General features: G+C 61.1%; 24 protein-coding genes and 1 rRNA gene. 11 read left to right on the top strand and 14 right to left on the bottom strand.

Annotated features, from left to right (window positions below):
* Window positions 1-16: 16 nt before the first annotated feature.
* The 4 genes from ACNO8S_RS17110 to ACNO8S_RS17095 all read right to left on the bottom strand — a co-directional run bounded on the left by ACNO8S_RS17110 (window position 17) and on the right by ACNO8S_RS17095 (window position 3,851).
* Window positions 17-1,576: a TrkH family potassium uptake protein gene (locus tag ACNO8S_RS17110; protein ID WP_014031104.1), complete on the bottom strand. Its 1,560-nt coding sequence runs from the start codon at window positions 1,574-1,576 to the stop codon at window positions 17-19.
* Window positions 1,577-1,686: 110 nt separating this feature from the next.
* On the bottom strand, window positions 1,687-2,397 hold the full coding sequence (locus ACNO8S_RS17105; RefSeq protein ID WP_420182970.1) for a potassium channel family protein: 711 nt from the start codon (window positions 2,395-2,397) through the stop codon (window positions 1,687-1,689).
* Between the two features lie 44 nt (window positions 2,398-2,441).
* Window positions 2,442-2,801, bottom strand: a complete 360-nt coding sequence (locus ACNO8S_RS17100; protein ID WP_420182969.1) for a hypothetical protein — start codon at window positions 2,799-2,801, stop codon at window positions 2,442-2,444.
* A 285-nt stretch (window positions 2,802-3,086) separates the two neighbouring features.
* A complete protein-coding gene (locus ACNO8S_RS17095; RefSeq protein WP_014031107.1) occupies window positions 3,087-3,851 on the bottom strand; it encodes an Lrp/AsnC family transcriptional regulator in 765 nt (254 codons plus the stop codon).
* A gap of 401 nt (window positions 3,852-4,252) precedes the next feature.
* Between ACNO8S_RS17095 and ACNO8S_RS17090 the strand changes: the two genes are divergently transcribed.
* Complete coding sequence (locus ACNO8S_RS17090; protein ID WP_420182968.1) at window positions 4,253-5,125, top strand: universal stress protein; 873 nt, start codon at window positions 4,253-4,255, stop codon at window positions 5,123-5,125.
* Window positions 5,126-5,238: 113 nt separating this feature from the next.
* On the opposite strand, the gene rrf is transcribed toward ACNO8S_RS17090, so the two are convergent.
* The 4 genes from rrf to ACNO8S_RS17070 form a co-directional block, all read right to left on the bottom strand.
* Window positions 5,239-5,361 (bottom strand): 5S ribosomal RNA (rrf, locus tag ACNO8S_RS17085).
* A gap of 250 nt (window positions 5,362-5,611) precedes the next feature.
* Window positions 5,612-6,229 (bottom strand): nitroreductase family protein, encoded by a 618-nt coding sequence (locus tag ACNO8S_RS17080; protein WP_014031109.1) that lies wholly within the window; start codon window positions 6,227-6,229, stop codon window positions 5,612-5,614.
* Between the two features lie 161 nt (window positions 6,230-6,390).
* A complete protein-coding gene (locus ACNO8S_RS17075; RefSeq protein ID WP_129756252.1) occupies window positions 6,391-7,716 on the bottom strand; it encodes a hypothetical protein in 1,326 nt (441 codons plus the stop codon).
* Between the two features lie 147 nt (window positions 7,717-7,863).
* Window positions 7,864-8,733, bottom strand: coding sequence for a helix-turn-helix transcriptional regulator (locus tag ACNO8S_RS17070; RefSeq protein ID WP_014031111.1), 870 nt, complete (start codon window positions 8,731-8,733; stop codon window positions 7,864-7,866).
* 165 nt (window positions 8,734-8,898) lie between these two features.
* Here ACNO8S_RS17070 and ACNO8S_RS17065 point away from each other — a divergent pair, with 165 nt between their 5' ends.
* From ACNO8S_RS17065 to ACNO8S_RS17045, 5 genes are all read left to right on the top strand, one after another.
* The gene (locus ACNO8S_RS17065) at window positions 8,899-9,648 is read left to right on the top strand and encodes an ABC transporter ATP-binding protein (protein ID WP_151104175.1); all 750 of its coding nucleotides are present in this window, start codon (window positions 8,899-8,901) and stop codon (window positions 9,646-9,648) included.
* Window positions 9,641-11,074 (top strand): hypothetical protein, encoded by a 1,434-nt coding sequence (locus tag ACNO8S_RS17060; RefSeq protein WP_420182967.1) that lies wholly within the window; start codon window positions 9,641-9,643, stop codon window positions 11,072-11,074. The genes ACNO8S_RS17065 and ACNO8S_RS17060 overlap by 8 nt, the downstream gene beginning before the upstream one ends.
* A gap of 167 nt (window positions 11,075-11,241) precedes the next feature.
* Window positions 11,242-11,475, top strand: a complete 234-nt coding sequence (locus tag ACNO8S_RS17055) for a DUF2249 domain-containing protein (RefSeq protein WP_014031114.1) — start codon at window positions 11,242-11,244, stop codon at window positions 11,473-11,475.
* A gap of 66 nt (window positions 11,476-11,541) precedes the next feature.
* Window positions 11,542-12,375: a hypothetical protein gene (locus ACNO8S_RS17050; protein ID WP_050006925.1), complete on the top strand. Its 834-nt coding sequence runs from the start codon at window positions 11,542-11,544 to the stop codon at window positions 12,373-12,375.
* Window positions 12,376-12,579: 204 nt separating this feature from the next.
* Window positions 12,580-13,131 carry a hypothetical protein gene (locus ACNO8S_RS17045; protein WP_050038341.1) on the top strand — a complete coding sequence of 184 codons (552 nt, stop codon included), beginning with the start codon at window positions 12,580-12,582 and terminating at the stop codon, window positions 13,129-13,131.
* An 8-nt stretch (window positions 13,132-13,139) separates the two neighbouring features.
* On the opposite strand, the gene ACNO8S_RS17040 is transcribed toward ACNO8S_RS17045, so the two are convergent.
* Complete coding sequence (locus ACNO8S_RS17040; protein WP_014031117.1) at window positions 13,140-13,643, bottom strand: GbsR/MarR family transcriptional regulator; 504 nt, start codon at window positions 13,641-13,643, stop codon at window positions 13,140-13,142.
* A gap of 146 nt (window positions 13,644-13,789) precedes the next feature.
* Here ACNO8S_RS17040 and ACNO8S_RS17035 point away from each other — a divergent pair, with 146 nt between their 5' ends.
* Window positions 13,790-14,143, top strand: a complete 354-nt coding sequence (locus tag ACNO8S_RS17035) for an ArsR/SmtB family transcription factor (protein ID WP_014031118.1) — start codon at window positions 13,790-13,792, stop codon at window positions 14,141-14,143.
* 122 nt (window positions 14,144-14,265) lie between these two features.
* Window positions 14,266-15,141: a fructosamine kinase family protein gene (locus tag ACNO8S_RS17030; RefSeq protein WP_044952795.1), complete on the top strand. Its 876-nt coding sequence runs from the start codon at window positions 14,266-14,268 to the stop codon at window positions 15,139-15,141.
* Between the two features lie 42 nt (window positions 15,142-15,183).
* Here ACNO8S_RS17030 and ACNO8S_RS17025 read toward each other — a convergent pair whose 3' ends face one another.
* From ACNO8S_RS17025 to ACNO8S_RS17005, 5 genes are all read right to left on the bottom strand, one after another.
* Window positions 15,184-16,563 (bottom strand): sugar porter family MFS transporter, encoded by a 1,380-nt coding sequence (locus ACNO8S_RS17025; RefSeq protein WP_014031120.1) that lies wholly within the window; start codon window positions 16,561-16,563, stop codon window positions 15,184-15,186.
* Window positions 16,564-16,677: 114 nt separating this feature from the next.
* Complete coding sequence (locus tag ACNO8S_RS17020) at window positions 16,678-17,157, bottom strand: universal stress protein (RefSeq protein WP_050038338.1); 480 nt, start codon at window positions 17,155-17,157, stop codon at window positions 16,678-16,680.
* Between the two features lie 158 nt (window positions 17,158-17,315).
* The gene (locus ACNO8S_RS17015; RefSeq protein WP_420182966.1) at window positions 17,316-18,515 is read right to left on the bottom strand and encodes an ABC transporter substrate-binding protein; all 1,200 of its coding nucleotides are present in this window, start codon (window positions 18,513-18,515) and stop codon (window positions 17,316-17,318) included.
* Window positions 18,512-19,702: an ABC transporter substrate-binding protein gene (locus ACNO8S_RS17010; protein WP_420182965.1), complete on the bottom strand. Its 1,191-nt coding sequence runs from the start codon at window positions 19,700-19,702 to the stop codon at window positions 18,512-18,514. The genes ACNO8S_RS17015 and ACNO8S_RS17010 overlap by 4 nt, the downstream gene beginning before the upstream one ends.
* Window positions 19,699-20,949: an ABC transporter substrate-binding protein gene (locus ACNO8S_RS17005; RefSeq protein ID WP_369802699.1), complete on the bottom strand. Its 1,251-nt coding sequence runs from the start codon at window positions 20,947-20,949 to the stop codon at window positions 19,699-19,701. Before ACNO8S_RS17005 ends, ACNO8S_RS17010 begins: the two co-directional genes overlap by 4 nt.
* A 278-nt stretch (window positions 20,950-21,227) precedes the next feature.
* Here ACNO8S_RS17005 and ACNO8S_RS17000 point away from each other — a divergent pair, with 278 nt between their 5' ends.
* The 3 genes from ACNO8S_RS17000 to ACNO8S_RS16990 all read left to right on the top strand — a co-directional run bounded on the left by ACNO8S_RS17000 (window position 21,228) and on the right by ACNO8S_RS16990 (window position 26,024).
* Window positions 21,228-21,701: an Lrp/AsnC family transcriptional regulator gene (locus ACNO8S_RS17000; protein WP_014031125.1), complete on the top strand. Its 474-nt coding sequence runs from the start codon at window positions 21,228-21,230 to the stop codon at window positions 21,699-21,701.
* Between the two features lie 440 nt (window positions 21,702-22,141).
* Window positions 22,142-23,629: a proton-conducting transporter membrane subunit gene (locus tag ACNO8S_RS16995; protein ID WP_420182964.1), complete on the top strand. Its 1,488-nt coding sequence runs from the start codon at window positions 22,142-22,144 to the stop codon at window positions 23,627-23,629.
* Window positions 23,619-26,024, top strand: a complete 2,406-nt coding sequence (locus ACNO8S_RS16990; RefSeq protein ID WP_420182963.1) for a DUF2309 domain-containing protein — start codon at window positions 23,619-23,621, stop codon at window positions 26,022-26,024. Before ACNO8S_RS16995 ends, ACNO8S_RS16990 begins: the two co-directional genes overlap by 11 nt.
* The last annotated feature ends 151 nt before the right edge of the window (window positions 26,025-26,175 follow it).

The following is a 26,175-nucleotide window of genomic DNA, read 5'->3' as shown; positions in this document are numbered from 1 at the left end:
AAACGCAAAACAGCAATCACCCTCGTCGGTACAGATCGAGGCGCTGCAGGACCGACCCGATCAGCACGGCGATGGGAATGATTTCGAGCCGTCCGACCCACATATTGAGTATCAGCATGGCCTTCGCAGTGTCGGGCATATCTGGGCCGGTGATCCCACTGCTGAGGCCGACGTTGCTCTGTGCGCTCATCACGTCGAAAATGACGTATTCGAGTGGGTGAGCCGGTGAGAGAACGCGGAGCAGGACCGCGACACCGATGACGAGGAACGTAATCCAGAGGATGAACACGACCGTCGCTTCGGTGTACTCGCGCTGTGCCTGTTCTTCGCTGAGACGGCGCTCGCCGATCTGCAAGTACTTGATAGCGGTTTGCGGGCGGAACACGTCCTGTATCTGCCAGACGGTCCCCTTGACTAATGTTACCACTCGGATGAGCTTGAGGCCGCTGACTGTCGACCCTGCTGCACCGCCAGTGAGCATCCCGAGACAGGCCCACAGTGTCGCGCCCGCACTCCATACCTGCTCGGTCCCGCCGCCGATTGACGCGCTTCCGAAGCCGGTGTTTGAGGTCGCGGAGACGAACTGGAACAGCGCAACCCTGAACGTCTCTTCGAGTGTCGCGTACTGACCGTTCGCGTATAGAATCCCCGTCAGGACGAGGGAGCCAGCGGTAAACCAGATAAACACCCACCGGGTCTGTAAGTCGGCGTACAGGTTCCGTATTTCGCCTTTGAAGATCAGATAGTGGATGGGGAAGGCGATACTACCCGCGACCATGACGGGCACCGTCGCGTACTCGATCAACGGGCTGTCGTAGAAGCCAATCGACGCCGAGTGAACGGAGAAGCCGCCCGTCGCAATACCGGTCATCCCGTGGTTGATAGCGTCCCATAACGGCATGCCAGCCAGCAGGAACAGGGCAATCGAGCCGAGTGTCAGTCCGACGAAGATCTTCCAGATCTCCCGGACGGTGGTGACGATGCTCGGATGAATCTTCTCGGAGCGGGCCTCACTCTCGTAGAGCGTATACGAGCCACTGCTCCCGCCGCCGCGTTGAAGAATAGCGACGGTCAGGACAATCACGCCGACGCCACCGACCCACTCGATGAACGACCGCCACCAGTGCAGCGACCGCGGCAGTTGCTCTTCGGTTTCGGCCACCGTAAGCCCGGTTCCGGTGAAACCGCTCATGCTTTCGAACACGGCATCCAGCGGGTTGAGAAACACAGCTGTGGTCTCATCCATCGCTGGCGTGTTCATCCAGACGGGGAGCGGGTCGAGCTGGATGGTCCATGCGATGAGGAGGAACGGGAGGCCGCCGAGGATACCGATAAGTCCCCATGCTGTGGCTGCGGTGACCATCGCCTCGCGTTTCTCCGGCGGCTCGGCGTCCTGATAGCGCCAGACGAGTCCGCTCCCGAGAGCGGCCATGACGAGCGCCGAGATGATGAAGGCCGGAACCGCGAAGAACTCGCCGTTTACCGCTGCGACGAGAACCGAGATCACCATCATCAACGATATGGCTTGCACGATGCGACCGACGTCACGTCCGACGGTTCGTCCGTTTACAATCATGTTAGCAATAACGACTAGGCCGACAACCGAGGCGGAAACAGCGGCGTAATCGAAGTCTCATCATCGGCATATCGGTCACCGGATTCCCAGAGTGGTGGGCAACGGACTGCTCATAGGCCGAACCCGTTCGAATTCTTCGTTGCGTGGTCCTCGTAATGGCCGAAGATGTCCGTCACCTCGGGCGTCGCCCCCGATCCGGAGTACACCGTCAACAGGTCGCCTGCTTCGATACGGGTCTGCCCTCGGGGCGTGATGGGTGCGTCGGCGTCTTTCCGTTCAATCGCGACAACGAGCGTATCGGCATCCAACAGTCCCTCCTCGTCGGCTTCAATGAGTGTCAGCCCGGCAATCGGTGCCGCCTCGGTGACTGTAATCTCGAACACTTCGGCAACGTCGCCGACCCGCATGTAGTCAACAATCGATGGCCGGTCGACGGACCGGAAGAGTGACTCCGCAATGAGGCGCTGTGGGTTCTCCATCGTATTGACGCCGATCTGCTTAAAGAGGTTCATGTGCTCCGGATTGTGGACGACCGAGACGATTGCGGGGATGTCCAGCTCCTGTGCCAGGAGGGACACCATGACGTTGGTCGCATCCTGGTCCGTCGTCGTGATGATGGCATCCGCGCGGTCGGCACCGGCATCTTCAAGCGTCTCTTTGACGGTCGCATCCGCGTTGAGGACCATACAGTCGAACTCGCTGGCGACTTCGTCCGCCCTCGCCGCGTCCCGCTCGATGACGACGACTTCGTTTCCGGTTCCCGTTGCAATCTCGATGAGCGGCGTTCCGATATCGCCTGCTCCGACAGTGATTATGTACATATGTTCTGTGTGCTAGGTGCTGTAAAATCCGCAGACAGCAGGGATCACGCCTCACTCACCGTCCGCTCCGAATCGAAGACTTTCCCGAGATAGTGCCACCGGTATTTGCCGCCCTCACCCTCGATATCGGGTTCCCACTGGACACGGTAGGCGAAGGGACCACGCCCCTCTCCGGTCTCGTCAGGCCGTTCGACGACGACAATCGTGTATGCCCCGTGGTCCTCCGTCCGAACGAGTGCCTCGCCCTCCCGGGCTTCGATAGCCTCAGTGAGCGGCGGGTGTTCGCGGAGCAACTGCTGTGCGTAATGGACAATATCGCTGAGTTGGCTGTCACTGCTGTCCTGCAGTGCAGTGATCGCTTCCTCGGGGACGCTTTCAGGCGGTTGGGTATCGAGTACAGTCATATATTCGTTGCGTACCTCGTACGGACAGTCGGCGCATCTTCCGGACTCCTATCCCTGCTGTTGCTGAGATCGTAGTCACTGCTAGAATACTGACTCATAATAAGTGTTGCCGATTAACTACTGAATACGCATTTTATACCTACTAAATTCAGCCCTCCAAAATACTGTCAATTGGGATATGGTATCAGCGCTTGTAGTGACTGCCTGCTCGAACGCGGTCAAAAAAAGCGCGATGTGCAATTCAGTACAAAACCCTGCGTCGGGAGAACGGTCACCAGACAGGGTTTACGACGGCGTAATCGGTTCGTTCGTCTCACCGAACGCGTCCAGCGTCGACTCGGGTACCCCGTCCCGAGCAAACACGGAGATAAGGTCGCCGGCACGGATTTCTGTATCGCCTTTTGGCGTAATCATCTCGTCACCTCGTTCGATAGCGATGATAAGGACCTCTTCGTCGAGTAGTGACTGTTCGTTCGCATCACGAAGTGTCGTGTCCACAATCGGGGCTTCCGGACTGACGGTCACGTCGACCACTTCCGCGCCGCCGGAGAGTGACACCATGTCGGTCATCGCGCCCTGCTTGCTCGCGCCGTCCGGCCCGAACGGTTCGTAGGGCGTGAAATACTCCTCCTGAATCAGGTCCTCGTCCTCGATCTCCAGGCCGAGCTTGCTGAGCTGGTGGGCGATCCGGGTGAGGTCACTCATCTCCTCGCCGACGGCCTTGATCTGGAGGTTGCCGCGGCCGGTTCGGAGTTCCCGAACGTTCACCACACCGGGGACCGTGAGCGCCTTTCTGGCCAGGTTCTCCCGCTCGCTCGCAGAGGTGTTACAGACGAACAGATTGGTCAAGCGACTCTCACACCGCTCGTAGTCGATATCGGCGTGATACCCCTTGATAATGCCCGCATCTTCGAGCTGATTGATGCGGTTTCGAATCGTCCCCGGAGAGACGTCCATCTCCTCCGCGACCATCGGGGCTGAGATGTTCCGAGCGTCCTGCTGCAGCGCGTGGATGATGCGCCTGTCGATTTCGTCGAGACGCCGACTCATACGGGGACTACAGGGTGCGTGCCAATCCCTTTTTCCCCTGAGCGCGACGGACGCCGGCCTGTGGTTCGAAATCACGACGAGCGGATGCTGACGCTGACAGCGTGATAACGTCTGTGGCGGTGCACAGCAGTCGTGCGGTTCTCAAATACTGGTATCCAGGCCGGGTCGGCGTCCGGAACTCTGGAAGCGGCAAACTACAATTCCGCTGGACTATTCAGCGGGACAGCTTTCGCAACCGAACGGGCCCCGAGTTCCGGTCTACGGGTCACCATTCACTACGCTCGCTTGTGCTCGGGTGTCGCTGCCGCCGCTCTTTGGCGGATATGAATTGCATTCGATACATACTACGGTATGCACAATTCACCCGCGTATTTATTGCGGATAAACAATCAGTACGTAGCATGGCTCACGCTGAAACTAGTCTGCAGGAGTTTCTGGAGCGGTCCGATACCGCGCCACCACAACGAATCCTCTATCCGATTTTCGGGACACACGACGACTTCACGTTCGAGACGGCACTGAACATTGCAGACGGTGTCGGCGGGGAACTGCTCGTTCTCGATCTGCTCACGGGTGATGCTACCCGGAGTTCGGAGACTACGTCCGTCGGTCGAAAGCTACTGCAGGCGCGACTGGACGAGACGCACACCGCTGACGCGCATTTGATCGTCGAAGAGACCGACACGCCACTCAAGACAGCAATCAACGTCGCACAGCAGCGCCACGTCCAGTTGGCTGTACTGGACGAGCACACGCCCGAATTATTCGGCGAGGGGCTCCGAGGTGACGCAGCCGACCGGATGCGAAAGAAAGCATCGTGTGATGTGGTCTCAGTCACGTACTCACGGGCTGACTCGGGAATTTCGTCGGTACTTGTCCCGATTGCAGAGGGCACGCATTCCGCCCTCGGCGTTGTCGTCGGCGGCGCGTTAGCGATGGGTGCAGATGCACCTGTCGACCTCTTCCATGTGTCCGAAACGAAAGACGAGACTGCGGTGGCACGAGCATCGACGCTGTTCGAAACAGCACGAAGCCGCCTCCCCGAGGCAGTCACAGTAGATACGTGGCATCTCGAAGCACCCGATGTCGCGGAGGCAATTATCAACGAGTCCGCCCACTACAATGTCACAGTGATGGGCAAACCGACCCAGAGCCGCCTCCGGGAGTTCGTCACGGGCTCGGTGACTGCGGCCGTCACGGACGAATCCGAAAACGCAGTACTGACCGTCCAGCGAGATGGCGGTGATGAGGGATTCGGCTTCGAGCGAAACTGACCGATTCAGGCTGAGTGCTCCGGAACTTGACCTTGCTGTGATGCTGGTCTCCGCGGCGCGACTGTCCTACAGCGAGGCCGCGTCGCTCGCCAGTTCGTATGAACAGATATGAATGGTGGCGGCGAACCGCGTTTCCCAGAGGCTCGCGCACTCCAGTACTCCCCGGAACGCTGGTGGGCTTATCTTCCGTGTTCGGGATGGGTACGGGAGGCAACCCCACCGCTGTGGCCGCCTATACGATACCTCTGACGGCCACAGGTATAAGAGTAGCTACTTGGAGACGGGAGCCGTCGAAATATCGTCCAGTCACTCAACGGAACAGGTCTGTACGGAACACGAGACCGTCCCAATCGGTTCGTAATCGCGTTCCGGTCCGCTAATCCACTTCTCAGGACTACCGGTTAATTCGATATCATCGCCGGGAGTCCTGATCTCGCCACGGCCAGTGTGAACGTTCAGGCTAGTGTTTAGATCTCAGTCCATCGCTCACTCGAACTGGCCGCTGAAGACTATTTCGTCAAGTGGTTTCCGACCGCTCGGCTTTTCGTGCTCTTTGAGGTCCTCAGGTAACGTCTCGGGATCAGCCCGTTCACCGACGGCGATCATTGCTTCGGCGTCGAATTCGTCTTCTGGGACGCCCAGAGCTTCGTGGATCCGATCCCAGTCGAAGCCCGCCATCGGGTGAACAGCCAAGTCGCGCCGGGCGCCCTCCAGAGCGAGATTCTGCCACGCAGCACCGGTATCGAACGAACGCGTCCCAGCGGACTCGCCGTTGTGCTCGAGGGTGACCTTCGAGAAAACGGCGATGAGCGCGCCAGCATTGCGTGCCCATGAGCGGTTGGCTTCGTTCAGCAGGCCGAGGAACGACTCCCATTCGTCGTCCTCACGGGTGGCGTAGACGAATCGCCAATGCTGATTGTTGAATGCGGACGGTGCCCAGCGCGCGGCTTCAAACAGCGGCAGCAGGTCATCTTCAGCAAGCGAATCACCAGCCATCGCACGCGGCGACCAGCGATTAACGAAGAGCGGGTCGACGTCGTGAGCAGGGTCCCGGTGTTCCGAAATCTCGTCGTCGAGGCTACGGCTGTAATACGTCTGTGACATCGTGTACGGTCGTTCGGTACGCCCGCTTATGTATTGATGGCAACACAGCCACAATCAGGTGACACCGACGCTATCAGTCAGTACCTGTCGAGTAATAAGATACGAAGTGCCACAGCCACACACGGCTGAGCAACTCACTGCGACTGCAGCCTGCGGATCGGTCAGTGGGCCGATGATGGAACGCCGAGCGAGACGCCGGTGAGGAATATCGGGAGGCCGGCGATAGCAACGACGGCGGCGCTGGCTGTGGCAATAGGGACAAAAAGCACGCCCAGTCCGAACGGCGCAGGCAGTACCGGGAGTACCGGTAGCATCGACAGTACGAACCCGATAGCGGCCGTTTTCATCGCTAACCGACGGTTCCCGTGGCCGACTGCGTACCCGGCCGGGAGAAGCACGAACGCGGGTCCAAGAACTAACAGCGCCGACACCGGGGGCGTGAATCCGTCCGTGACGACCATCGGAGCCGCCACTATCGTCGCTCCCAGCGCGATGCTCGCTCCGACTACTGCACCGCCAACGACCGCACGATAGCTCGCGCGCTCACGGACACGCCGCTGTGAAAGTGCTATTCCACACACGAACAGCGCAGTGCCACCACCGAACAGCGGTGCCGCTATCCCACCCAACCGCAAAACGCCCGTCGCTCCAAGCAGCGACAGGGCAGTCGCTAACGCGCCGAACCCGGCGAATGCGACGCCTGCGGAGTCCCGGACTCGTTTGAGGTCCCAATCGAGCCAAGAGAGCCCTCCAGCGGCCGCGCCGATCAAGAGGGTAAACACCGCTGCGGGGAGCGTGATGTATGCGAGCGCCTTCACCGCCATCACGGGACCGAGAAGTGTTCCGACCGCGAGGAGACTCAACACCGGCCCAACGGCCGTATCACGGGGGACGAACGTCACGACACGCCCGTCGTTCAGTTCGGTCAGCGTCATCCGCTGGCCGTCGTCTGAGACGGTCGCGCCGTCAATGGTCCGCCCGACTCGCATCCCATCGGGGGCAACGATGACGAGGCGGTCAGCGCCGAGGCCGTCGAGGTTTCGATAGCCGTAGGCTTCGGTAAACTCGCCAGTGCGGACCGCCCCGCCGACAGACTGCTCGGCGAAATCGGCCTCGCGGTAGCGCAGCGTTATGACGCCGTCGCCGGAGACGTTCGCGCTCAGAAGCTCGGTGTCCCACATCGCTCTGTCGGCGATAGCGGTTCGGAGGCTCTCGTTCGCCCGGAGACGTGCAACCCCATCTGAGTCGGACAGGCGGTTGTGGACGACCCACGTTGCGCTTCCGTTGGCGTTGACGGCGACGGTAGCGTTGCTGTGGGTGACAGTGACCGAGACGCCGTGGGACTCGGCCGTCGATTCGAACGTGTCACCGCAGGCGTCACACAGCGGCCGCGGCGGCGGCGCTGCACCAGCGGGCATGGCAGTGACGAGGAGCGACGCACAGACCAGACAGAGGAGGGCGAGGTGGTGGAGTCGATGCGGGGCCATATAACATATCTACCTTGTCATGTGTTAAGAGCTATCGATTACTCAAACAACAGTTATACCAACACGGACGGCGAGTGACACTTCGGCCAAAACATCTCTGACAATTGTACCGTCTAATACATATCGCGTGGACGATTCAGGCCGTATTCAAGTATCGGCGGTGTCAGTGTGGTGGCTGAGCGGAGCGGCCGCCGTTTGGGCCTCGTCGATTACTCCTGCTGCCCACCCGATCACATCGGGGTGCGTACAGCGGATGATATCGAATCCGATGTCGCGCTCCCGGTCGATGGTCAGAAACACCGTTTCGCCGTCGATGAGGTCGATACTGCAGGGAACAGATTCGTCGAGACTGTAGTACGTCACGGACGCCGTCGCGGCCTCGATAGTCTGCCAGCGGCCACGGAGGTCAGCGTCTGAAAGCATCGTCTCGGTCAGGTCGGTGTCGAACACGACGGTCCCATCCGCTTCGTTGCCTGCCCGTACCGCCTCCTCGTACGTGTACATCGGGAGCGCGATGAACGTTCCCAGGAGCGAGCGGAACGACGACGCGTTCTGGATAGCGTTAGCGACGATGCGGGCCGCGGCGAGTGGGTCGGCACTCTGGTCGGCCACGAGTTGTCCCTCGGCGAGACACCGCAGATCGAAGTCGAACCAGTCTGTCGGCAGTCGCTGGACGACATCGGGATACTCCTGTCCGATGGAAACCGTCCCGAGTAACTGCGTGAAATCGTCGTAAACAAGCTTTCCCAGGCCGGTTAGCGCGTACACCTTCTCCCCGTTCCGTCGCGTGATCCAGTCACGGTCCTCTAAGTCACCGAGGATTCGACTGAGCGTCACGCGCGTCACCCCCGTCCGGTCGCTCAGTTCGTCACGACTGCAGGGACCGTCAGACAAGAGTTCGAGGACGCGAAGGCGGTGTTCCGAGCGGGCGAGGAACGCCACCGCTTCGATGGCATCGCTCGACAGCCCCTCGGCGGACCGGGCCGCTGTTCCGTTCTGCAGGTTTGCGGTCGTCATTTGGGTATCCAGCGATAGTTTAGGACTACCTAAAACAGTTTCTCCTTCGGTCTGTTGTCCGAGTTTAGATGTGCGTATCCACGAAACCGGTGTCTGATTATCTGGGATGTTCTTATTCAGTATAACAACTTATATCGACAGAACCACGATGGTAGGCAGAACGCCGTGACAGCAATCGAGATCGAGTCGCTCAGGAAGTCGTACGGCGACGTGACTGCGATACCGGACCTCTCGCTCAGCATCGACGACGGCGAGTTTTTCGGGTTGCTCGGGCCGAACGGCGCTGGCAAGACCACGACGATGGAGATACTCACCGGACAGCTCAGTCCGGACGGTGGACAGGTGTCGGTACTCGGTGTCGACCCGGCGACGCAGCCAACAGCGGTCCGCGAACGAGCGGGAATCCTCCCGGAGAAGGAGTCACCACCGAGTTTCATGACGCCGCGCGAGTACTTCGACTTCGTCGGTGCTATCCGGGATATGCCCGACGACGCGGTGACCGAGCAGACCGAGTCGTGGGCCGACCGTCTCGGCTTTACCGAGAAACTCGATACACTGTCATCGGACCTTTCGCGGGGCCAACAGCAGAAAGTGATGATCGCCGGTGCGTTCTTCCACGAACCGGACGTCGTGTTCATCGACGAACCGCTGGCGAACCTCGACCCGATCGTTCAGGAGCGGGTCAAGCGCTTCCTGCGCTCCTACCGGGACGACGGCAACACAATCGTCGTCACCACACACGACGTAGACGTCGCCGCCGAACTCTGTTCGCGGGTCGGCATCATGTACGGCGGCGACCTCGTCGCCGACGTCCGTCCGGCGGAACTCGACGCCGATGTAACGCTCCTCGACGTGTTTCTGGACAACGTCGACGCAACAGTGGACCGGGGAGCCAACCCGCTGACACATGAGTGACGGTCGGGCGCGCAGGGTGTTCGTCGAGATGCTCCGCGAGGAGTGGCGACTCCACAGCCGGCTCTTCCGCGGCAGTCACTTCTCCCTGTTTCCGGTGTTCATCTGCCTGCTCGTTGGCGGCGCAGCCAAGCTTCTCGCTGTTACCGGGACCGAACCGAAAACCGTGTTCGCCGGGCTCCACGCACTGGTGTTCGTCTTCGGTCTCCACACGGGGTCTCTCGGATTTGTGGGACGGGATGCCCTCCGGAACCTCCTCGGTGACGTGACGCTGCTGGTGTTCTCTGCCCGCACGCTCCCGCTGTCGCAGAACACGTTGCTGGGGCTGTTCGTCGTCAAGGACAGTGTCTACTACGCAGTGCTGTTTCTGCTGCCGATCTCTCTGGGAACGGTGCTTGCAGTCCATGGCGTCGCCGGGCCTCTCCTCGTCGTTGCGACTGTCTCCCTTCTGTGGACGACCCTGGCACTGACGTTCGTCCTCGGGATGGGAACGACGATTGCGGCCCTCGGTCTCACCGGCCGCGGCGTTCCCGGTCTGGCACTACTCGCGGCCCCACTCGTCGCAGTCGGTGCAGCGCTAGCCAGTGGTGTCGATGTCGTCTCCTACACCCCCTACGGCCTGTTTCTCGCTCAGACTCCCCTGCGGGTCGGCGCGACAGCGACCGTCATCCTCGGCGTCTTTCTGCTCGGGGCGCTCACCTTTGACGCGACCGCGCCTCGCTCCGCTCGAACAGTCGAACCGGCCTTCCGCCGCTGGTGGCGACGGATCGGTGACCCAGTTGCGACCAAGAGCCTGCTCGACATCCACCGGAGCGCAGGCGGGTTCGGGAAGGTCCTTTTCTCGGCGGCGGTGCTGTTTGGTGTCACCGCCGCGCTGGTCGATTTCGCCGGCCAGATAACGGGCGTGCCACCGTCGACCGGAATCTCGTTCGGTGCGATTCTCGGGCTCTCGGGATTTACGACGTATAACTGGCTCACGCAATCCGACGACGTTACCCTGTACTTCGCCCATCCCCTCTCTGTGAACGCCGTTTTCGCGGGGAAGTTCCGGGCGTTCCTCCTGCTCGGCCCGCTGGTCGGACTCGCGTTCTACGGACTCGCACTGGCCTGGCGTGGCGGGCCGGTCGCCGAGGCGGTCGTCGGGGCCGTCCTGCTCGTCGGTGTCGCCTGCTACATCTTCGGCACCACCGTGTACCTCACCGGCCTCTCTCCGAACGAGTTCCTCTTCGACACGGCCCTGTTCGCTGTTTTCGGCGCGGCAATGGTCCTCCCGCTGGTCCCAATCCTCATCGCCGGGTTCGCCATCTCACCGCTGTCCGGGCCCCTGCTTGCCGCGCTCGGTGGGTCTGGTGGCGTCCTGGGCGCTGTCGGCGTCGGCCTTTACCGTCGGTCGTTACCGAAGTGGGCGACGCGGTATCAACAGGCGTGAACTGCAAAACAGCTGTCCGTGACGACGAATCGGACACAAGCCACCGAAATGTATCGGTAATGCGGTCGACGTAACCGAATGCGGGCTCTGTGTCGTCACTGCCGGATTCCCGCGCTGAATATATTCGCACAAAGGCTCTCTACGGCAGCTAGCGACCGATAGATCGTATGGCAGAACAGCAACTCGATCTCCGAGAGATTCCACCGCCGAAGCGACACCCGAAGATCTTCGACGCGTTCGAGGAACTGGACAGCGGAGAGGCACTGACGATTGTCAACGACCACAAGCCGACGCCGCTCTATCACCAGATGGCCGCGGAGCGACAATCGTTCGACGCCGAGGGCTACACTGTCGACCGCATCGGGCCGAACGAGTTCATCGCGACCCTCCCGAAGAAGTAGCGACAAACTCGGAGTCCAAGTCCCGGTTTCCGAATCGCTTTTGTTGGTCAGTATTGGTACTCGGATATGGACCGCCGTACCGCGAGACTACTGAACGGTGTGCTAGCGCTATGCTGTCTCGCGCTTGTCTTCGCTGCCGTGTATCCGTTCAGTACTGCGAGCCCACACGCGGAAAACCCGGTCGACGAACGGTTTACCGTTCCCGAGTCCGATGAATACCGGGCGTCGGGAGCGATTGTCGCGGATAGTGAAACAGCGCTCGAATTCGAGGGCGCTGTGACCGCTGACGGCGGCCGCTACCTGTTCATTGACGAGGGTGATGTCCGAACCGAACAGTATCAGGCGTCGCCGGGCGACCCGGTCTACAGTCGTATCGTCGTCGACGACGACGGCAGTACCGACCGCCGGCGAGAGCAGATCCAGAGCGATACCGATCGGGAACTCCTTCAGGAGACCCGGACTGACGGGGCCGTCACGTTCATCCTCAAGCAGGAGTCAGAGGATGTGGCGGACGATGTCTCGGGCGCGGCGTCGGTAGTCGTCAGGAGCCTGTACCTCGTCGAATACGAACGGGAAGCCGACGCCGCTCAGGTAGCGACCGTCTACAAGCCGAAAAACGGCTGGTACGAGGGGCGGGAAACGTACCACGTCACCGGGGCTACGGGGACAGTGCGAACAGTCGGTGACACGACTGACGTTCGCTCCGCGACAGTTACGTGGGACCTGACGAAGTCCGCGGGGACGTATGCAGAACTCGCCTTGGGCAGACTGGCAGGGAAGGCACCGGAAACATACGACCTCTCCTTCGAGTTCGATTCGGGCGAGACGACAGTGAATCGACCGGCGTGGGTCACCGACGCCCGTACTGAACGTAGCGGACAGTCACAGGACGCGTCGTAACGGCAGGGCTGTCGTGTACGGTCTGTATGGAGCCGCCAGCCCTCGGCGACCCGTCTAAGAGTGAAGACTAAGCGCTGTAGAGACTGGGACTGCAGGCAGTAGAGCAGAAAACTGCGGTTGTCTTCCCCTCGACGGGCTGAAAGTGCCACATTCGCCGCGTGTATGGCCGGTTTTTATTTCCTTCCCCGCGAACTACCGGACAGAATGGCATCCTACGAGGCGTTTGACCCAGCCGTCGAAATCAACGGGCAAACGGTACTCACGATAGTCGAGGAGGCGATGGGGAAGTTCTCAGACGAGTACCGGGAACGAGCGCTAACGGCGCTCGATGCGGAGGGAATCACCGACCCGGCGGCCGACGAGTGGTACCCACAACAGGCCTGGCTGAACGCGTTCGAGACGATTGCCGACGACCTGCAACCGCACGTCCTCGACCGACTCGGCGAACAGATCCCGCGTGTCGCTGACTGGCCGAACGATTTCGATTCTGTTCCGGAGGGGCTCCAGTCGATAGACGAGGCCTACCAGCGCAATCACCGTGGCGGGGATATCGGGCACTATCGCTTCGAATCCGTGGGCGAGCGGACCGGCAAGGTGACGTGTGAGAACCCGTATCCGTGCCCGTTCGACCGTGGCCTCATCCGGGGTGTCGCCCAGCAATACGCGCCGGTCGGCGCGTTCGTGTTCATCGAAGAAACGGGTCAGACGTGTCGTCGGAACGGTGACGATACGTGTACGTACACCGTCTACTGGTAACGCGGTGACTACCGCTCGTAGGACTCGAGCGCCTCGCGGAGTTCTGCGGCGGAGTACTCCGACGCGAGCTGTACGATCTCCTCCAGGTCTTCGTACGTTTCACGGAGATTTCGAACGCGCTCTTGCTCGCGAGTCTCTGCTGATACCTGCTCTTCCGCCCGGCGGATGGTCCTGAGCGTCGTCTGGACTTCCCGTTGGATGTACTGCTGGAACACGTCCTGCAGGATGAACCAGACCTCACGTTCGGCCTCGAACCGGACTCGTCTGCCGCCCCCTGCAGACGACCTGCGGTGGATGAGCCCGATACGCGACAGCGTCCGTGTGACGTTACTCACCGTCGATTTCGCGTAGCCGGTTTCTTCGACGAGTTCTGGGATGGAGAGGGGGTCCGATGCGAAGTACAGCACGCCGTAGATGCGCCCGGCGCTTCGGCTGAGGCCGTACACCTCGGCCGATTGCTCCATCGATTCGATGACGCGTTCGCGTGCGACCGCGCTGTCGTCATCACTCATGCATCCGAACTGGCTGCCCTGTTTGCCGCGTGTCCTGCTGCGTCATACCTCAGGCTATTTATTCCGTAAGTATTAAATTGTTTGATTGGTTTGTTCGGATTGAGCCGAACAAACAGAAGCGAACGTCAATACCCTCCCTACAATCCATGGCAAGCGTCTTCCCCCATCACCCGCCAGTTGACTATGCACCCCGAGAGCAGACGAACGTCGTAGTCAACGGTACCGAACCGACTGACGTCCTTCAGATTCTCTCGTCTGAGGCTGCTCAGGAGATACTGGGGGCGGTCAGGAACGAACCGCGGACCGCGTCGGATATCGCCGATGCAGTCGACCGCTCGCTCCAGAGCGTCTCCTATCACCTCGACCGTCTCTGTGAAGCTGACCTTATCGAACCCGCCGAAACGTGGTACTCGGAGAAGGGGACAGAGATGACAGTGTACGCTCTCGCCACGGAACGCCTCGTCGTGCAGTTCGGTGACAGCACCGACCGATCCGTGTAGCGTCACCACTCGTTTCGAGTGCTGCCTGTAATCGGAGTCTGCAGTGAGGTTCGGATGGCTTTGTTTTCGCTACCGAGGCAGAAGACAAACAGACCTATTGGACGCCTTATCGTATGCCGAATATGGACGAGGAGACGGGCGCGGAACAGATGACGGCGACAGTGCGACAACGGGTTTCGAGCGTACTGGACGCCGACGCTCAAAGCGCGACGGCACTCGACGGCGGGGAAGTCGGGTCGGTCTACCGTGTGACGTTTCGCGACCGTCCTGACGTGGCGGTGAAAGTCGACGACTCGCCGCTCGGAATCGAGGCGGCAATGCTTCAGTACCTCGACCGTGACACGCCGCTCCCCGTTCCGGACGTCCTCCACGTCGAACCGGAACTGCTCGTGCTGTCGTTCGTCCGCGGAGACGGCCGATTCGGTGAACGGGCCGAACGCGACCTCGCGCGCCACGTCGCGTCTCTCCACGACGTCTCGGCTGACGCGTTCGGCTTTCCGTTCGATACCCTTTCGGGGCCGTTCAGCCAGTCGAACCCGTGGACCGAGTCGTGGATCGACTTCTTCCGCGAGCGACGGCTTCTCCCGTTCGCAAGGACTGCGCGGGACGCTGGGGCTCTGCCAGCCACCGAGTTCGACCGGGTGCAGCGACTGGCGGAAACGCTCGATACTCGTCTCGTCGAGCCGGCCACGCCGTCGCTGCTGCACGGCGACATCCACCCCGGAAACGTTGTCGTGGCTGACGGAACCGTTCGGGCCGTCCTCGATCCAGCGATATATTTCGGCCACGCTGAAGTAGACCTGGCGTACGTCGACCGACTGGACTCGATCGGCGCTGCGTTCTACGATGAGTACCGCCGCCACCGCAATATCTCCGAGCGGTACTTCGACGAACGGCGCGACGTGTATATCGCCTTCCACGCCCTGGAGAACGTCCGGTTTTTCGGCGACGACGGACTCCCGAGGCTCGACAGCGCGTTAGACCGCCTCGGGGTGTAAAAAGCGGGAGCGGTGGACCCGCCCGCCGTTCCGATGGTCGACTCAGTCAGCCAGCGAGATGTTCTGCCGGAGGTCGTCTTCGATTGCCTCCAGCGTCCGGCCCTTGGTTTCGGGGACGTAGCGGTAAACGAACACCAACCCTACGAGGCTGCAGAGGCCGAACAGCCAGAACGTCGCAGAGGTTCCGACGCCGTCAGTCAGGACGGGGAAGGTCAGCGACACGAGGAGATTCGCACCCCAGTTGGCGACGGTGACGACACCCATCGCCGACCCGCGAACGGAAAGCGGGTATATCTCAGAGATCAGGAGCCAGAAGACCGGGCCGAGACCGATTGCGAAGAAAGACACGAACAGCATCAGACTGATCGTGGCGATGACGCCGAGGCCCCCGCCGAGACCGGGAAGGTAGAACACAGTACCGAGGACGGCGAGCGTCGCGACCATCCCGCCGACACCGACGAGGAGCAGTCGGCGACGACCGACACGGTCGACGAGCAGGATCGCCACGATGGTCATCACCACGTTGATCGTTCCGATACCGACTGTCGCAAGGATTGAGGCCACGTTTCCCAGCCCGGTGGATTCGAGAATCGTCGGGGCGTAGTAAATGACCGCGTTGATGCCGGTGATCTGCTGGAACACGGCGAGTCCGAGCCCGACCACGAGCGCTGGGCGGAGCCACGGAGCCAGCAGGTCCCGGACGCCGGTTTCGGACTGTGTCTCGACGGTCTCCTCGATATCACCGAGTTCTTCCTCGACGCTGCCGGACCGCGTCCGCTTGAGGACGGCTCTCGCCTCGTCTTTCCGTCCGTGCTCGAAGAGCCAGCGTGGGCTTTCGGGCATCTTCAGAATGCCGATAGCGAGGACGACGGCTGGGACCATCCCGGCACCGAGCATCCAGCGCCACGCGCCCGCGTCGGCGAACGCGTAGTTGACGAAATACGAGAGCAGGATTCCGGTGGTCACCATGAGCTGATTGAGGGAGGTGAGCCCGCCGCGAATCCTGGGCGGCGCGATTTCGGAGATGTACAGCGGGCCGACAATCGACGCGAAACCGATAGCGACGCCGTCTATAAGCCGACCGGCGACGAGGACGGGGACGTTCGGCGCGACAGCCATCGTGAACGACCCGACGAAGAACACGATGGCCGCGATGAGGATGAGGCGGCGGCGACCGAGGCGGTCGGCTAACTGGCCGCCGACGGCCGCACCGGCCGCGGCCCCGGCCATCGCACCACTGACGATGATTCCCTCGACGAGCGGCGACATGACGAACGAGTCCTGAATGAACAGGAACGCGCCCGAGATGATCCCGGTGTCGAACCCGAACAACAGTCCGTTCAGCGCGGCTAACGCGGAGACGACGTAGACGAACCGGTCGCCGTCACCGCTGAGGACGTTCCGTATGGTGGCTGTGGACATCCGTGTAAAAATGAACTCGAATCTGTGTAAAAGTCTTTCCAAGTCTTTTCGTACCACGGCGAAGCCACTGGGGGCGGGCGGCGTCGGGCAAGGCCCGGAGCGCAGTCTGCACGGTCATCGGTCGCGAACGAACGTAACCGGGCACGGGGCGTTCAACATCACCTCCTGAGCCGTGCTCCCGAAGATAGCCTTCCCCGCCGGAGAGCGCTGCCGCCCGCCGACAATCACGCGGTCGGCGGACACGTCTCTCGCGATGGAAACGATACCTTCCCCACTCGTCCCAGTCGTCGCACGGGGGACAGTCGTCACCGACTCGGCTTCCAGCTCGTCGATGATTTCCTGGGTGACCGACATCTGTGCGGCCAGCTCGTCCGGGTCGATGTTTTCGTCTGGCGTTTCGAGCAGTTGCTCTACCGCCTCCCGGTACGAGTCCGGATCGAACACATGTGCGATGATTACTGTCGCGTCTGTCGGCACCGTGACTTCAGTAACGGCATCGACGAGCGTGTCGACTCGGGCGTCGTCGCGGCTACCGACCGCGAGTAGCACGGTTTCGAGGCCGCGCGTATCGGTCGCTGCTGTCACTTCAGTCATCAGCACTGAGCTTCGCTGCCGGGGTAAATAGAAGCTGCTATGAGTTTACTATAATTATAGTAATTATTTGTATTCAGCTATACGACCCGCTTCCACCGCGACGGGGACATCCACCTACTCCTCTGAGAGCGGGTGTCGCGGTGGCACGGACCTGTCTCTCACTCGGCAACTCCTTCTGTAATAATCCTCGCGAGGCGTTCTCGGTCGAACAACTGCGCCTCTGTGAACGTCTCGGGGAAGTAGCGCTTCGCGTACCGTTCGATCATGAATAGGTTGTGCAACGGGCCGGTGTAGATCGGACCGCCGCGAAACACCCTGTCGTTCTGGACGGCCCTCAACCGGCTGCCCACTTCGTGCTCTTTCATATGGGCGAGCACTGAGTTCTCGAACTCCTCACGGGTCTTCCCCTCGCGATGGTATCGCAGAAGGAGTGAGTCTGGATCTATCTCCAGCAACGCTTCGTAATCGAGCGACTCCGAGCCGGAGTACCCCTCGATTCCGGTGTCCGAGAACGCGTCGGCAATTCCGAGCGTTTGGAAGTGTTCCTTGTTGGCCCCGTTCCCGCTAATCCGATACGGCGTGAACGCTTCCGGCTCCTCGCCGGCGAACATGAGCGCGGCGTTCGGTCGCTCCTCTGGTGCCGCGAGCCGAGCCTGCACCGTTTCGGCTAGCTCGGCATGGATTGAACGGATCGCCTCGAAGCGCGCCTGTTCCTGAACCATCTCAGCCACCTTCTCGAAAGCCTCGTACAGGCTGTAGTACCGGTAGTTGTGCCAGTCGTCAGTCCGTCGGAAAACGAGGTTTCCGATAAACGGAGCGACGTTCTCCCGGACTTCCGTGAGGTCGGACTGTTCCCATGCTTTGAGCCAGTGTGTCAGTGCGTGCGGATCGATGAGATGCAGATCCGCGTCCATCTCGTAGAACGCCTCCTTCGAGACGCCGTCGCTCCAGAGCTGTGTGAGGGCGTTGAGGTCTATAGACACTCCATCGAGTTCCTCGTAGTGCAGCGTCTTGTACCGTCCACGGTACCAGATTGATTGTACTGCGTCGCCGTGACCGAGCGCGACCAGCATATCGATGTAGTCCGCGGTGAAGGGGGCGATTGTCTCGGGCACAGTTTCGAACTCGACGGTTCCGACTGGCTCCATCGTCACCGAATACGTTCCGTCGGAAGTCGCTGGCCCGGTAGCGCTCGGTTCGGTATCCGTGGCCCTGTCGCCGGTCCCGGCTTCCGAAGATTCCTGACTGCTGTTGCCCAAACATCCGGCGAGTAGTCCACCGAGGGCGAGTGTACCACCGCCTTTCACGACTTCTCTCCGCGTCGGTCGTTCGAACGTTGCTCCGTCCGGGCCACTCATTCGAACTCACCCGTGACGATATCGGCGAGGCGCTCCCGGTCGAAGAGTTCGGTGTCTGAGGTCACGTCGCCGAAGATATCGGGATAGAGTTGTTGGGCCGCCCGTTCTGTCAGGAAGAAATTGTGAATCGGACCCTGTCGGAGGTAGCCACCGCGATACACGCGTCCGTTCTGTACCGCGGTCAGTTGGCTCCCGACGCTGTGGTCTTGCATAAACTGTAGAACGGTCTCCCGGAACTCGGTCGCAGATTTTCGCTCGTGGCCGCGGACGAGGATAACGTCCGGATCGACTGAGAGAAGCGTTTCGTAGTCGTACTCGCCCCGATTGGTTGTGCTGAGGTTCTCGATATCGGTTCCGGCAAGCGCGTCGGTGACGCCGAGATCACGCCACTGCTTCTTGCTCGTGCCGTTGTCGTTCAGCCGATAGGGCGAGAACGACTCCGGTTCGTCGGTGCCCTCGAACGTAAGGAGGACGTTCGGACGCTCCTCAGCTGGCGGGAGCTGACTCTGCAGGTCCGCGATGTAGTCGTCGTGTAGCTGTTTGAACGCCTCGTACCGAGCCTGTTCTTGGAAGACCTCAGCAACCTTCTCGAAGGCTTGATACAGGGTGTAGTACCGGTAGTCGTGCCACTCGTCGGAGCGACGGAAGATCAGATTCCCGATGAACGGAGCGACGTTTTCGGCGATTTCGTCGACGTCCGACTGCGACCAGTCGAACCAGTTGATGAGCATCCCTGGGTCATAGAGGTGCACGTCGCTGTCGAGTTCGTAAAACTCCTCTTTCGTTCGGACCTCCGGATTCGCGTCAATCGTCTCCTGGTCGACGGACACACCGGGAAGCTCATCGTAGACGTACGTGTAGTAGCGGTCCGCCCCGCCGATACCTGTGAGGCCATCGGCCTGCCCGAGTGCCACGCCCATATCGGCGTAGGTGCCACCGTAGGGAAGCCATCGCTCGGGAACCATCTGGAACGTAACTTCGCCCACCGGCTCCATAGTGACGGTGTATGATTTAGTCTCAGTCGCTGTTGGGGTCTCGGTTGTCTCCGTTGGCTCAGTCGCGGTAGAGTCCGTGGCGGAGTTGCTCGAACACCCGGCGAGCAAACTGCCGCCCGCAATCAGCCCGGCTCCCTTGATATAATCTCTGCGTGTCGGCTGTTCAAGCGCCGGTCTACCGGGGTCAGTCACTGTCCCTCACCCGTGATTACGTCAGCGACACGCTGGCGGTCAAACAGCTGTTCCTCGACGGGGAGTTCGGGGTATGGCTCGCCGTCGACGTAGCCCGGCCACTCACCGAACTGGTCGGGGTACAGTTGTTTCGCGGTCATTTCAGTCTGAAACAGGTTCAGGATCGGACCCTGCCGACGGGCACCTTGAGCGTATATCCGCCCCTCTTGGACGGCAGTTATCTTTCTCAGTACCTCGTCGTCTGCCAGTTGTGACCGAATGTCGTCGAGATTGTGGTACCCCGTCATCGGCCCGAGGACGAGTAACACGTCCGGGTCGGCGTCGAGAAGCAGTTCGGAGTCGAGCGTGATATTCCGCCCGTCGTCGCCGTACTCGTCACCAACGGCGTCGGCTAACGCATCGGTAGCACCCAGCGGGCGGGTGTGGGCAGCGTAGTAGCCCGGATGGTTCATTTTGTACCCCCATATTTTCTCGTCGGATGTGGAGAACAGGACCATGGCCGCGCTCGGCCGCTCCTGTTCCGGGGGCAGGCCCGCTCTGATAGTCTGCAGCATCGATTCGCGGACCGATGTGAGTGCCTCGTACCGGTCGCTCTCTCGGAACACCTGCGCGATCTTTCCGAAGATCTCCCAGAGCGTATAGTATTCGTACGCATCAGCCCAGCCTGATGGCGGTTTCTGATGAGTGCCGCTGAGCGTGTTCCCGAACCACGGGCCGACGTTCGAGCCTATCTCTTCGAGGCTACTGTCGTCCCATCCCTCGGCCGTCGCAACCTTCGCTGGGTCCGCTATATGGACATCGCTATCGAGTTCGTACAGTTTCTCTTTCGACGGCGGCCACGAAGAGTACAGGTCATCCCAGTCGATTGAGACTCCCTCCAGTCGGTGGAGGAACTTCTGATACAGCGATTGGTGGTATTCAGGCGCGTGCATCGCGTTGATCGCGTCGCCTCGCCCAAGCGCGACCAGCATGTCTACGTGGTGGCCCAGTATCGTGAACACACTCTGGGGGACCGTTTCGAACTCGACGGTTCCCATGGGCGACATTGTAACCAAGTACCCGTCATCAGCCGTGGTTGGTTCGGCCATTGAGGTCGACCCGTCGCCTGTGCCTCGCTCGCTCGGAGTTGACTTGGAGTCGGATTGACCTACACAGCCCGCCAACAACCCCCCACCTATCACCGCGCCACCATACTTCATGTAGTCACGTCTAGTCGGGGACTTGTGGTTTGTATCATCTCTCGACATGGTTGTTAGGCCCACCTAAAAATATATAACTGCTTCGGAATTTAGGCGCGCCTGAAAACTGGCCGCCGTCACGGACTCCGGTCGGTTGTCCCGGCAGTCCGTGTCACGTATGCTCGTCGAGAGCGCAACTTCCCCGCTGTTATCCACCCTGAGACATGCTGCATCTATTCACAAGCTGCGGCTGGCGCGTTCGAGACCTCGCTGCTACCGCTGACAGCCACAACAGCGGATCGGGGGAACGTACAACAGTAAAGTGTCCTTGCTGTGGACACACTAGTATGGCTGACGAGGAAATCGACGACGTGGACAGGGCAATCCTGTACGCATTACAGGAGGATGCTCGAAACATGTCGTCCGGGGACATCGCAGAGCGAACCGATACGTCCGACAGCACCGTCCGCAAGCGCATTAACCATCTCGAGTCCAGCGAGGTGATTAAGGGCTACAGCGCTGACGTCGACTATCAGCAGGCGGGCTATCCGCTCCGGATGCTGCTTTACTGCACTGCGTCGATTCCCGAGCGAGGCGATTTAATCCCGAAAATTCTGGATATAGACGGTGTGGTATCGGTACAGGAACTGGTCACCGGCGAGGAGAATCTCCTCGTGACGGCTGTCGGCGAATCGGATAGCGATATCACGCCCGTTGCGCAGGCACTCCTCGATATGGGTCTGACAGTGGCCGACGAAGTACTCGTTCGGAGCCATGAGACGACGCCTTTCGGTAAGTTCGATTCCGAAAACGGTAGCTAGCTGACGACGCCGCCGCGACCACAGGGTTACGCTCTGGACACCTGCGTGCCCGGGACGACGCGGTCAGACAGGGTATGAGAGTAACCGTCTCATGCCCGGCAACGATCTGATTTCCTGAGCAGCCTCTCCGAACAGTTTGGTAATATCACTCCATCTCAATACTCACTTGGTCCCTCATAGTCGAATCTGTGTACGTGTGTACAGCGGACTCGTAATCGAACGGTGTTGCCAGCACAGGCCGCGAGGTACCCGCTTACTCCCCTGGCGGTGGTTCTCGACCGAGCTTCAACCACAAAAACATAATGTTCTATAATCTACTATTTTAGGAACAAATTGGTAGTATAGAAGGATTTAATAATCAGTCCGTTCGCACTAGGGATGAAGACAACCCGAACTGGTCAATCACATTCAGTGATTGCCGTGATCGGTCACGAACAACGATGTCAGGACACAACTCACCGAAGTCGGTTGGATCACTCCCGGACACGACGGCTGACTCGCCGCTCGTACCTGTCGCACTCACATGGCTCGTGTGGTCGATGTTTGCCGCGAGCATTGCTGTGCTTGCCGTTCGGGTCCGAACCGGAGTCGCGTGGGAGATACCCGGCGTTGTTGCTGTCGATGGGCTGACCGTCCTGATGTGGGTGGTCGCCACCTTCTTCAGCGGTATCGTTCACAGCTACTCGCGCCGCTACCTGGCAGGCAGCCGCCTCAAAACGGGCTTTTTCGCCACTGTATTCGGTTTCACGGTGGTCGTGATGGGACTGGTCGCGGCTGACCACCTTGCCCTGTTCGGGGCGCTGTGGCTCGCGATGGGGCTGCTGATGGCGAAACTCATCGGAATCGTCGGCGGCTGGGACCAGGCACAGGCGGCTGCGACGGTCGCCCGCAAGTACTTCATCGCCAGCAGCGGGCTCCTCGCCGTCGCGCTGACGGCACTGTGGTGGGCGACCGGCTCGACCACGGTCTCGGGAATCACGGCGGCTGCTGACTCACTTGCTGGCCCGATGTGGCTGGTCGCCGCCGGCGCGCTCGTGCTCGCAGCGATGATTCAGTCCGCTCTGCTCCCGTTCCACGGCTGGCTTCTCTCTTCGATGACCGCACCGACGCCCGCCTCGGCGCTGATGCACGCTGGATTCGTCAACGCCGGCGGCATCCTGTTGACCCGCTTCGCCCCAGTCATCACTGTCGACCCTGCGCTCATGCTCGCAATCGTCGCCGTCGGCGGTGCAAGCGCCATCGGCGGGAAACTCCTGAAGTCGGTCCAGACCGACATCAAGGGTAAACTCGGCTGTTCGACGGTCGGCCAGATGGGATTCATGATCATGCAGGCCGGCCTCGGCTTCTTCGGGGCTGCTATTACCCACCTCATCCTCCACGGCTTCTACAAGGCCTACCAGTTCCTCAGTGCCGGCGGCCAAATTGAACACACTAGCCCGAGCGAGGGGACGCCACACACGGTAGGAACGACGACGAGCATCATCGGTGTCATCGTCACACTGCTGACCGGCATCGCCGGCGGCGCAGTGTTCGCGGTGCTGACGGGGAAAGGGACGAAGGTCGACAGCGGCCTCCTGCTGACGTTCTTTGTGGTGTTCACGACGCTCCACGCGGCCCGTAGCGCCGTACAGCATACCTCGCTTCCAACGGCGGCCCGCTACGGGGCCGTCCCAGTGGTCTTCTTCCCGGCTATCGTCATCTACGCCGCGGTCTATACGGGCGTCTCGGGGCTCATGCCTGTCAGCCCGGCAACGACGGAACTGACCCTGCTCCACGGCATTATCGCCGTCGTCTTCGTCGGCATCTACACCGGCATCGAGACCGGGGTTCACGAGCGCAGCCAGCGCCTCTACGTGGCGCTGCTGAACGCCGGTCAACCGGCAGCTGACACTGTGCTCACTGCTACGGAGGACTACAATGAGTACTGAATCCACCATCCACGACAGTATCGACACCGCAGCGACCACCGTCGGCTCCCTCTGGCCCATCCACTCGTTCGTGACAGCAAACCCCCTCACGGGGTTCGAGGACCAGCCGTTCAGTGAGGCAGTCACGCAGGCAGCCGACCTGTTGGGCGGCCGTGGCTACCCCAGCGCGGAGACGTTCCGTGCGGCGCTACAACACGGCCAGATAGACCCGGAGATTCTCGACGCGGAACTCTCCGAGGCCGGCTACGAGAACGACCCCGAGGTACTGCTCGACCGGATGGCCACAGCGACCGATGCCTCGAAAAGCGATTCCGACACCGCCACCGACCGCGTCGACCAGGTGCTGACGAAGTGGCTGTCGACGTTCCTCGACGAGGGGAGCGCCCACTGGTCGATGCCGAACCGCGAAGCGGGATTCTACACAGCTTTCTGCGGAGTGGCTGAGCACGACAGCGAAATCCCCGACGAGGGAATTATTACTGATCTGCCCGAAGCGCCGACTGCGGCCATCGAAGCGGTGCTCGCACCGTACCCGGTGAGTCAGTGGGTGCCGGTTTTCGAGGAGCAACTGACCGCCCTCCCGGGCTGGACAGGACTCATCAAGCAGCGTGCCGACGACGAGGGCGTGTGGCAGTCGGCGTACCCGATTTCACTGGCGGGGTACCTCGCGGCGCGTCTGGCCCTGCTAGATGCCGTCGGTGCTGATATCGCCCCCTCGAACGACAGCATCGACCCGGACCCGGCCGCCGAACTCGCCGGGGCGTTCCTGCGCGCCTGGGAGGCGACCTACCGCGGCGACCTCGTCGAGACCGTCGCCGCGGAGAGCCAGTCGCTCGCCGACAGTGACAAACCGGGCTGCCCGGACGCACAGATGGTCTTCTGTATCGACACGCGCTCGGAGATCATCCGCCGTCACATCGAGGCCGCGGGCGACTACGAGACCCATGGGTACGCCGGTTTCTTCGGGATCCCGATGGAGTACCAGGGATACGACACCGACGTGTCTGTCAATGCCTGTCCACCGATTCTCGACCCGCAGCACCACGTCACCGACGTGCCGACCGACGACGACACCCAGGCGAGCCACGACCGCTTGTCGGGCATCCGTGAGACCGCCGACGAAATCATCGAAACGGTAGAGGCCAACGCCGCCACAGCTTACGGCTACGTCGAGACTGCCGGGAGCGGGTACGGCCTCGCGCTCGCAGCCCGCACGCTCGTCCCCGGGTGCGTGCATGACCTGTTCGACGCGGTCGACGACTCGGTACCCGATGAACACGAGTTCTGTGACCCGCTCGTCCACCACCAGCACACCTACGCCGGTGACCTGCCGGTGGGGCTGACCACCGACGAGAAAGTCGAGTACGCCGCCACCGCGTTCGACCTGATGGGCTGGGAGACGTTCAGCCGCCTCGTCGTCTTCACCGGGCATGCCAGTGAGACGACCAACAATCCCTACGATTCGAGTCTGGACTGTGGGGCCTGCGCCGGAAATCCCGGCGGCCCGAACGCCCGCGTGCTGGCGAAAATCTGCAACGACGACGAGGTCAGGGCCGCGCTCCGCGACCGCGGTTTCGAAATCCCCGAAGACACCGTCTTCCTCGCTGGCGAACACAACACGACGACTGACGAGGTGGAACTGTACGATAGCGACGTACCCGAGAGCCACGCTGCCGATCTCGACCAGTTGCGCGCCGACCTCGCCACTGCCCGCGAGAACGCGGCCGCCGAGCGTGCCGAGTCCATGGGTGCCGACACCTCATCAGGGGTCACCGAGACGGAGCGCCGCGCCGCCGACTGGGCCGAGACCCGCCCCGAGTGGGGCCTGGCCGGCAACGCCGGCTTCGTCGTCGGCCCCCGCGAACTGACGAGTGATGTCGACCTCGGCGGCCGCGCGTTCCTCCACTCCTACGACTGGTCGACTGACGCTGACGGCGAGGCGCTGGAAGCGATACTCACCGGCCCGATGGTCGTCACGCAGTGGATCAACACCCAGTACTACTTCTCGACGGTCGACAACGCCGTCTACGGGAGCGGCTCGAAGGTGACCCACAACCCCGTCGGCAACGTCGGCGTCTACCAGGGCAACGGCGGCGACCTGATGACCGGCCTGCCGCTCCAGTCGCTGATGGCGGCCGACGACGACCCGTACCACCAGCCGCTCCGCCTCTCGACGGTCATCCACGCTCCGGTCGACCGCGTCAACGGCGTCCTCGCTGAACACCCGGAACTGGCAGACCTACTCGAAAACAACTGGCTCTCGTTGACAGTCGTCGATCCCACGCAGGACCACCGTGCCTTCGAGTACGAGCGTGACCTAGAGTGGTCGCCGGTGTCTGACCTGTCAGAAGCTGAAGCGACGGAACCGTTCGCACCCGCGGCCGCAAACGACTAAGCTGGCCCGAACAGCCGGTATCTGGAACTGCTGGCACACTAACTTTTGAACTTATATAAAAGACACTCAAAATAGAAAACCACTCCAAAATAACCCTATCTATGTAATTTGTCTACAATCAGAAATAGATACTTCCATATATGGTAAATAG

The organism is Haloarcula sp. KBTZ06 (assembly GCF_048595605.1).
Taxonomy (GTDB): Archaea; Halobacteriota; Halobacteria; order Halobacteriales; family Haloarculaceae; genus Haloarcula; species Haloarcula hispanica.
This window is presented reverse-complemented; position numbering and strand designations above follow the sequence as displayed.

Coding starts and splice junctions, on each gene's coding strand:
- ACNO8S_RS17070 (WP_014031111.1), bottom strand. CDS start 8,733: ATGACGACCGCAAACCTGCAGAACGGAACAGCGGCCCGGTCCGCCGAG.
- ACNO8S_RS17105 (WP_420182970.1), bottom strand. CDS start 2,397: ATGTACATAATCACTGTCGGAGCAGGCGATATCGGAACGCCGCTCATC.
- ACNO8S_RS17020 (WP_050038338.1), bottom strand. CDS start 17,157: ATGACTGAAGTGACAGCAGCGACCGATACGCGCGGCCTCGAAACCGTG.
- ACNO8S_RS17005 (WP_369802699.1), bottom strand. CDS start 20,949: ATGTCGAGAGATGATACAAACCACAAGTCCCCGACTAGACGTGACTAC.
- ACNO8S_RS17075 (WP_129756252.1), bottom strand. CDS start 7,716: ATGGCCCCGCATCGACTCCACCACCTCGCCCTCCTCTGTCTGGTCTGT.
- ACNO8S_RS17025 (WP_014031120.1), bottom strand. CDS start 16,563: ATGTCCACAGCCACCATACGGAACGTCCTCAGCGGTGACGGCGACCGG.
- ACNO8S_RS16995 (WP_420182964.1), top strand. CDS start 22,142: ATGTCAGGACACAACTCACCGAAGTCGGTTGGATCACTCCCGGACACG.
- ACNO8S_RS17080 (WP_014031109.1), bottom strand. CDS start 6,229: ATGTCACAGACGTATTACAGCCGTAGCCTCGACGACGAGATTTCGGAA.
- ACNO8S_RS17035 (WP_014031118.1), top strand. CDS start 13,790: ATGGCAAGCGTCTTCCCCCATCACCCGCCAGTTGACTATGCACCCCGA.
- ACNO8S_RS17030 (WP_044952795.1), top strand. CDS start 14,266: ATGGACGAGGAGACGGGCGCGGAACAGATGACGGCGACAGTGCGACAA.
- ACNO8S_RS17015 (WP_420182966.1), bottom strand. CDS start 18,515: ATGAGTGGCCCGGACGGAGCAACGTTCGAACGACCGACGCGGAGAGAA.
- ACNO8S_RS17045 (WP_050038341.1), top strand. CDS start 12,580: ATGGCATCCTACGAGGCGTTTGACCCAGCCGTCGAAATCAACGGGCAA.
- ACNO8S_RS17110 (WP_014031104.1), bottom strand. CDS start 1,576: ATGATTGTAAACGGACGAACCGTCGGACGTGACGTCGGTCGCATCGTG.
- ACNO8S_RS16990 (WP_420182963.1), top strand. CDS start 23,619: ATGAGTACTGAATCCACCATCCACGACAGTATCGACACCGCAGCGACC.
- ACNO8S_RS17055 (WP_014031114.1), top strand. CDS start 11,242: ATGGCAGAACAGCAACTCGATCTCCGAGAGATTCCACCGCCGAAGCGA.
- ACNO8S_RS17040 (WP_014031117.1), bottom strand. CDS start 13,643: ATGAGTGATGACGACAGCGCGGTCGCACGCGAACGCGTCATCGAATCG.
- ACNO8S_RS17090 (WP_420182968.1), top strand. CDS start 4,253: ATGGCTCACGCTGAAACTAGTCTGCAGGAGTTTCTGGAGCGGTCCGAT.
- ACNO8S_RS17060 (WP_420182967.1), top strand. CDS start 9,641: ATGAGTGACGGTCGGGCGCGCAGGGTGTTCGTCGAGATGCTCCGCGAG.
- ACNO8S_RS17100 (WP_420182969.1), bottom strand. CDS start 2,801: ATGACTGTACTCGATACCCAACCGCCTGAAAGCGTCCCCGAGGAAGCG.
- ACNO8S_RS17050 (WP_050006925.1), top strand. CDS start 11,542: ATGGACCGCCGTACCGCGAGACTACTGAACGGTGTGCTAGCGCTATGC.
- ACNO8S_RS17000 (WP_014031125.1), top strand. CDS start 21,228: ATGGCTGACGAGGAAATCGACGACGTGGACAGGGCAATCCTGTACGCA.
- ACNO8S_RS17095 (WP_014031107.1), bottom strand. CDS start 3,851: ATGAGTCGGCGTCTCGACGAAATCGACAGGCGCATCATCCACGCGCTG.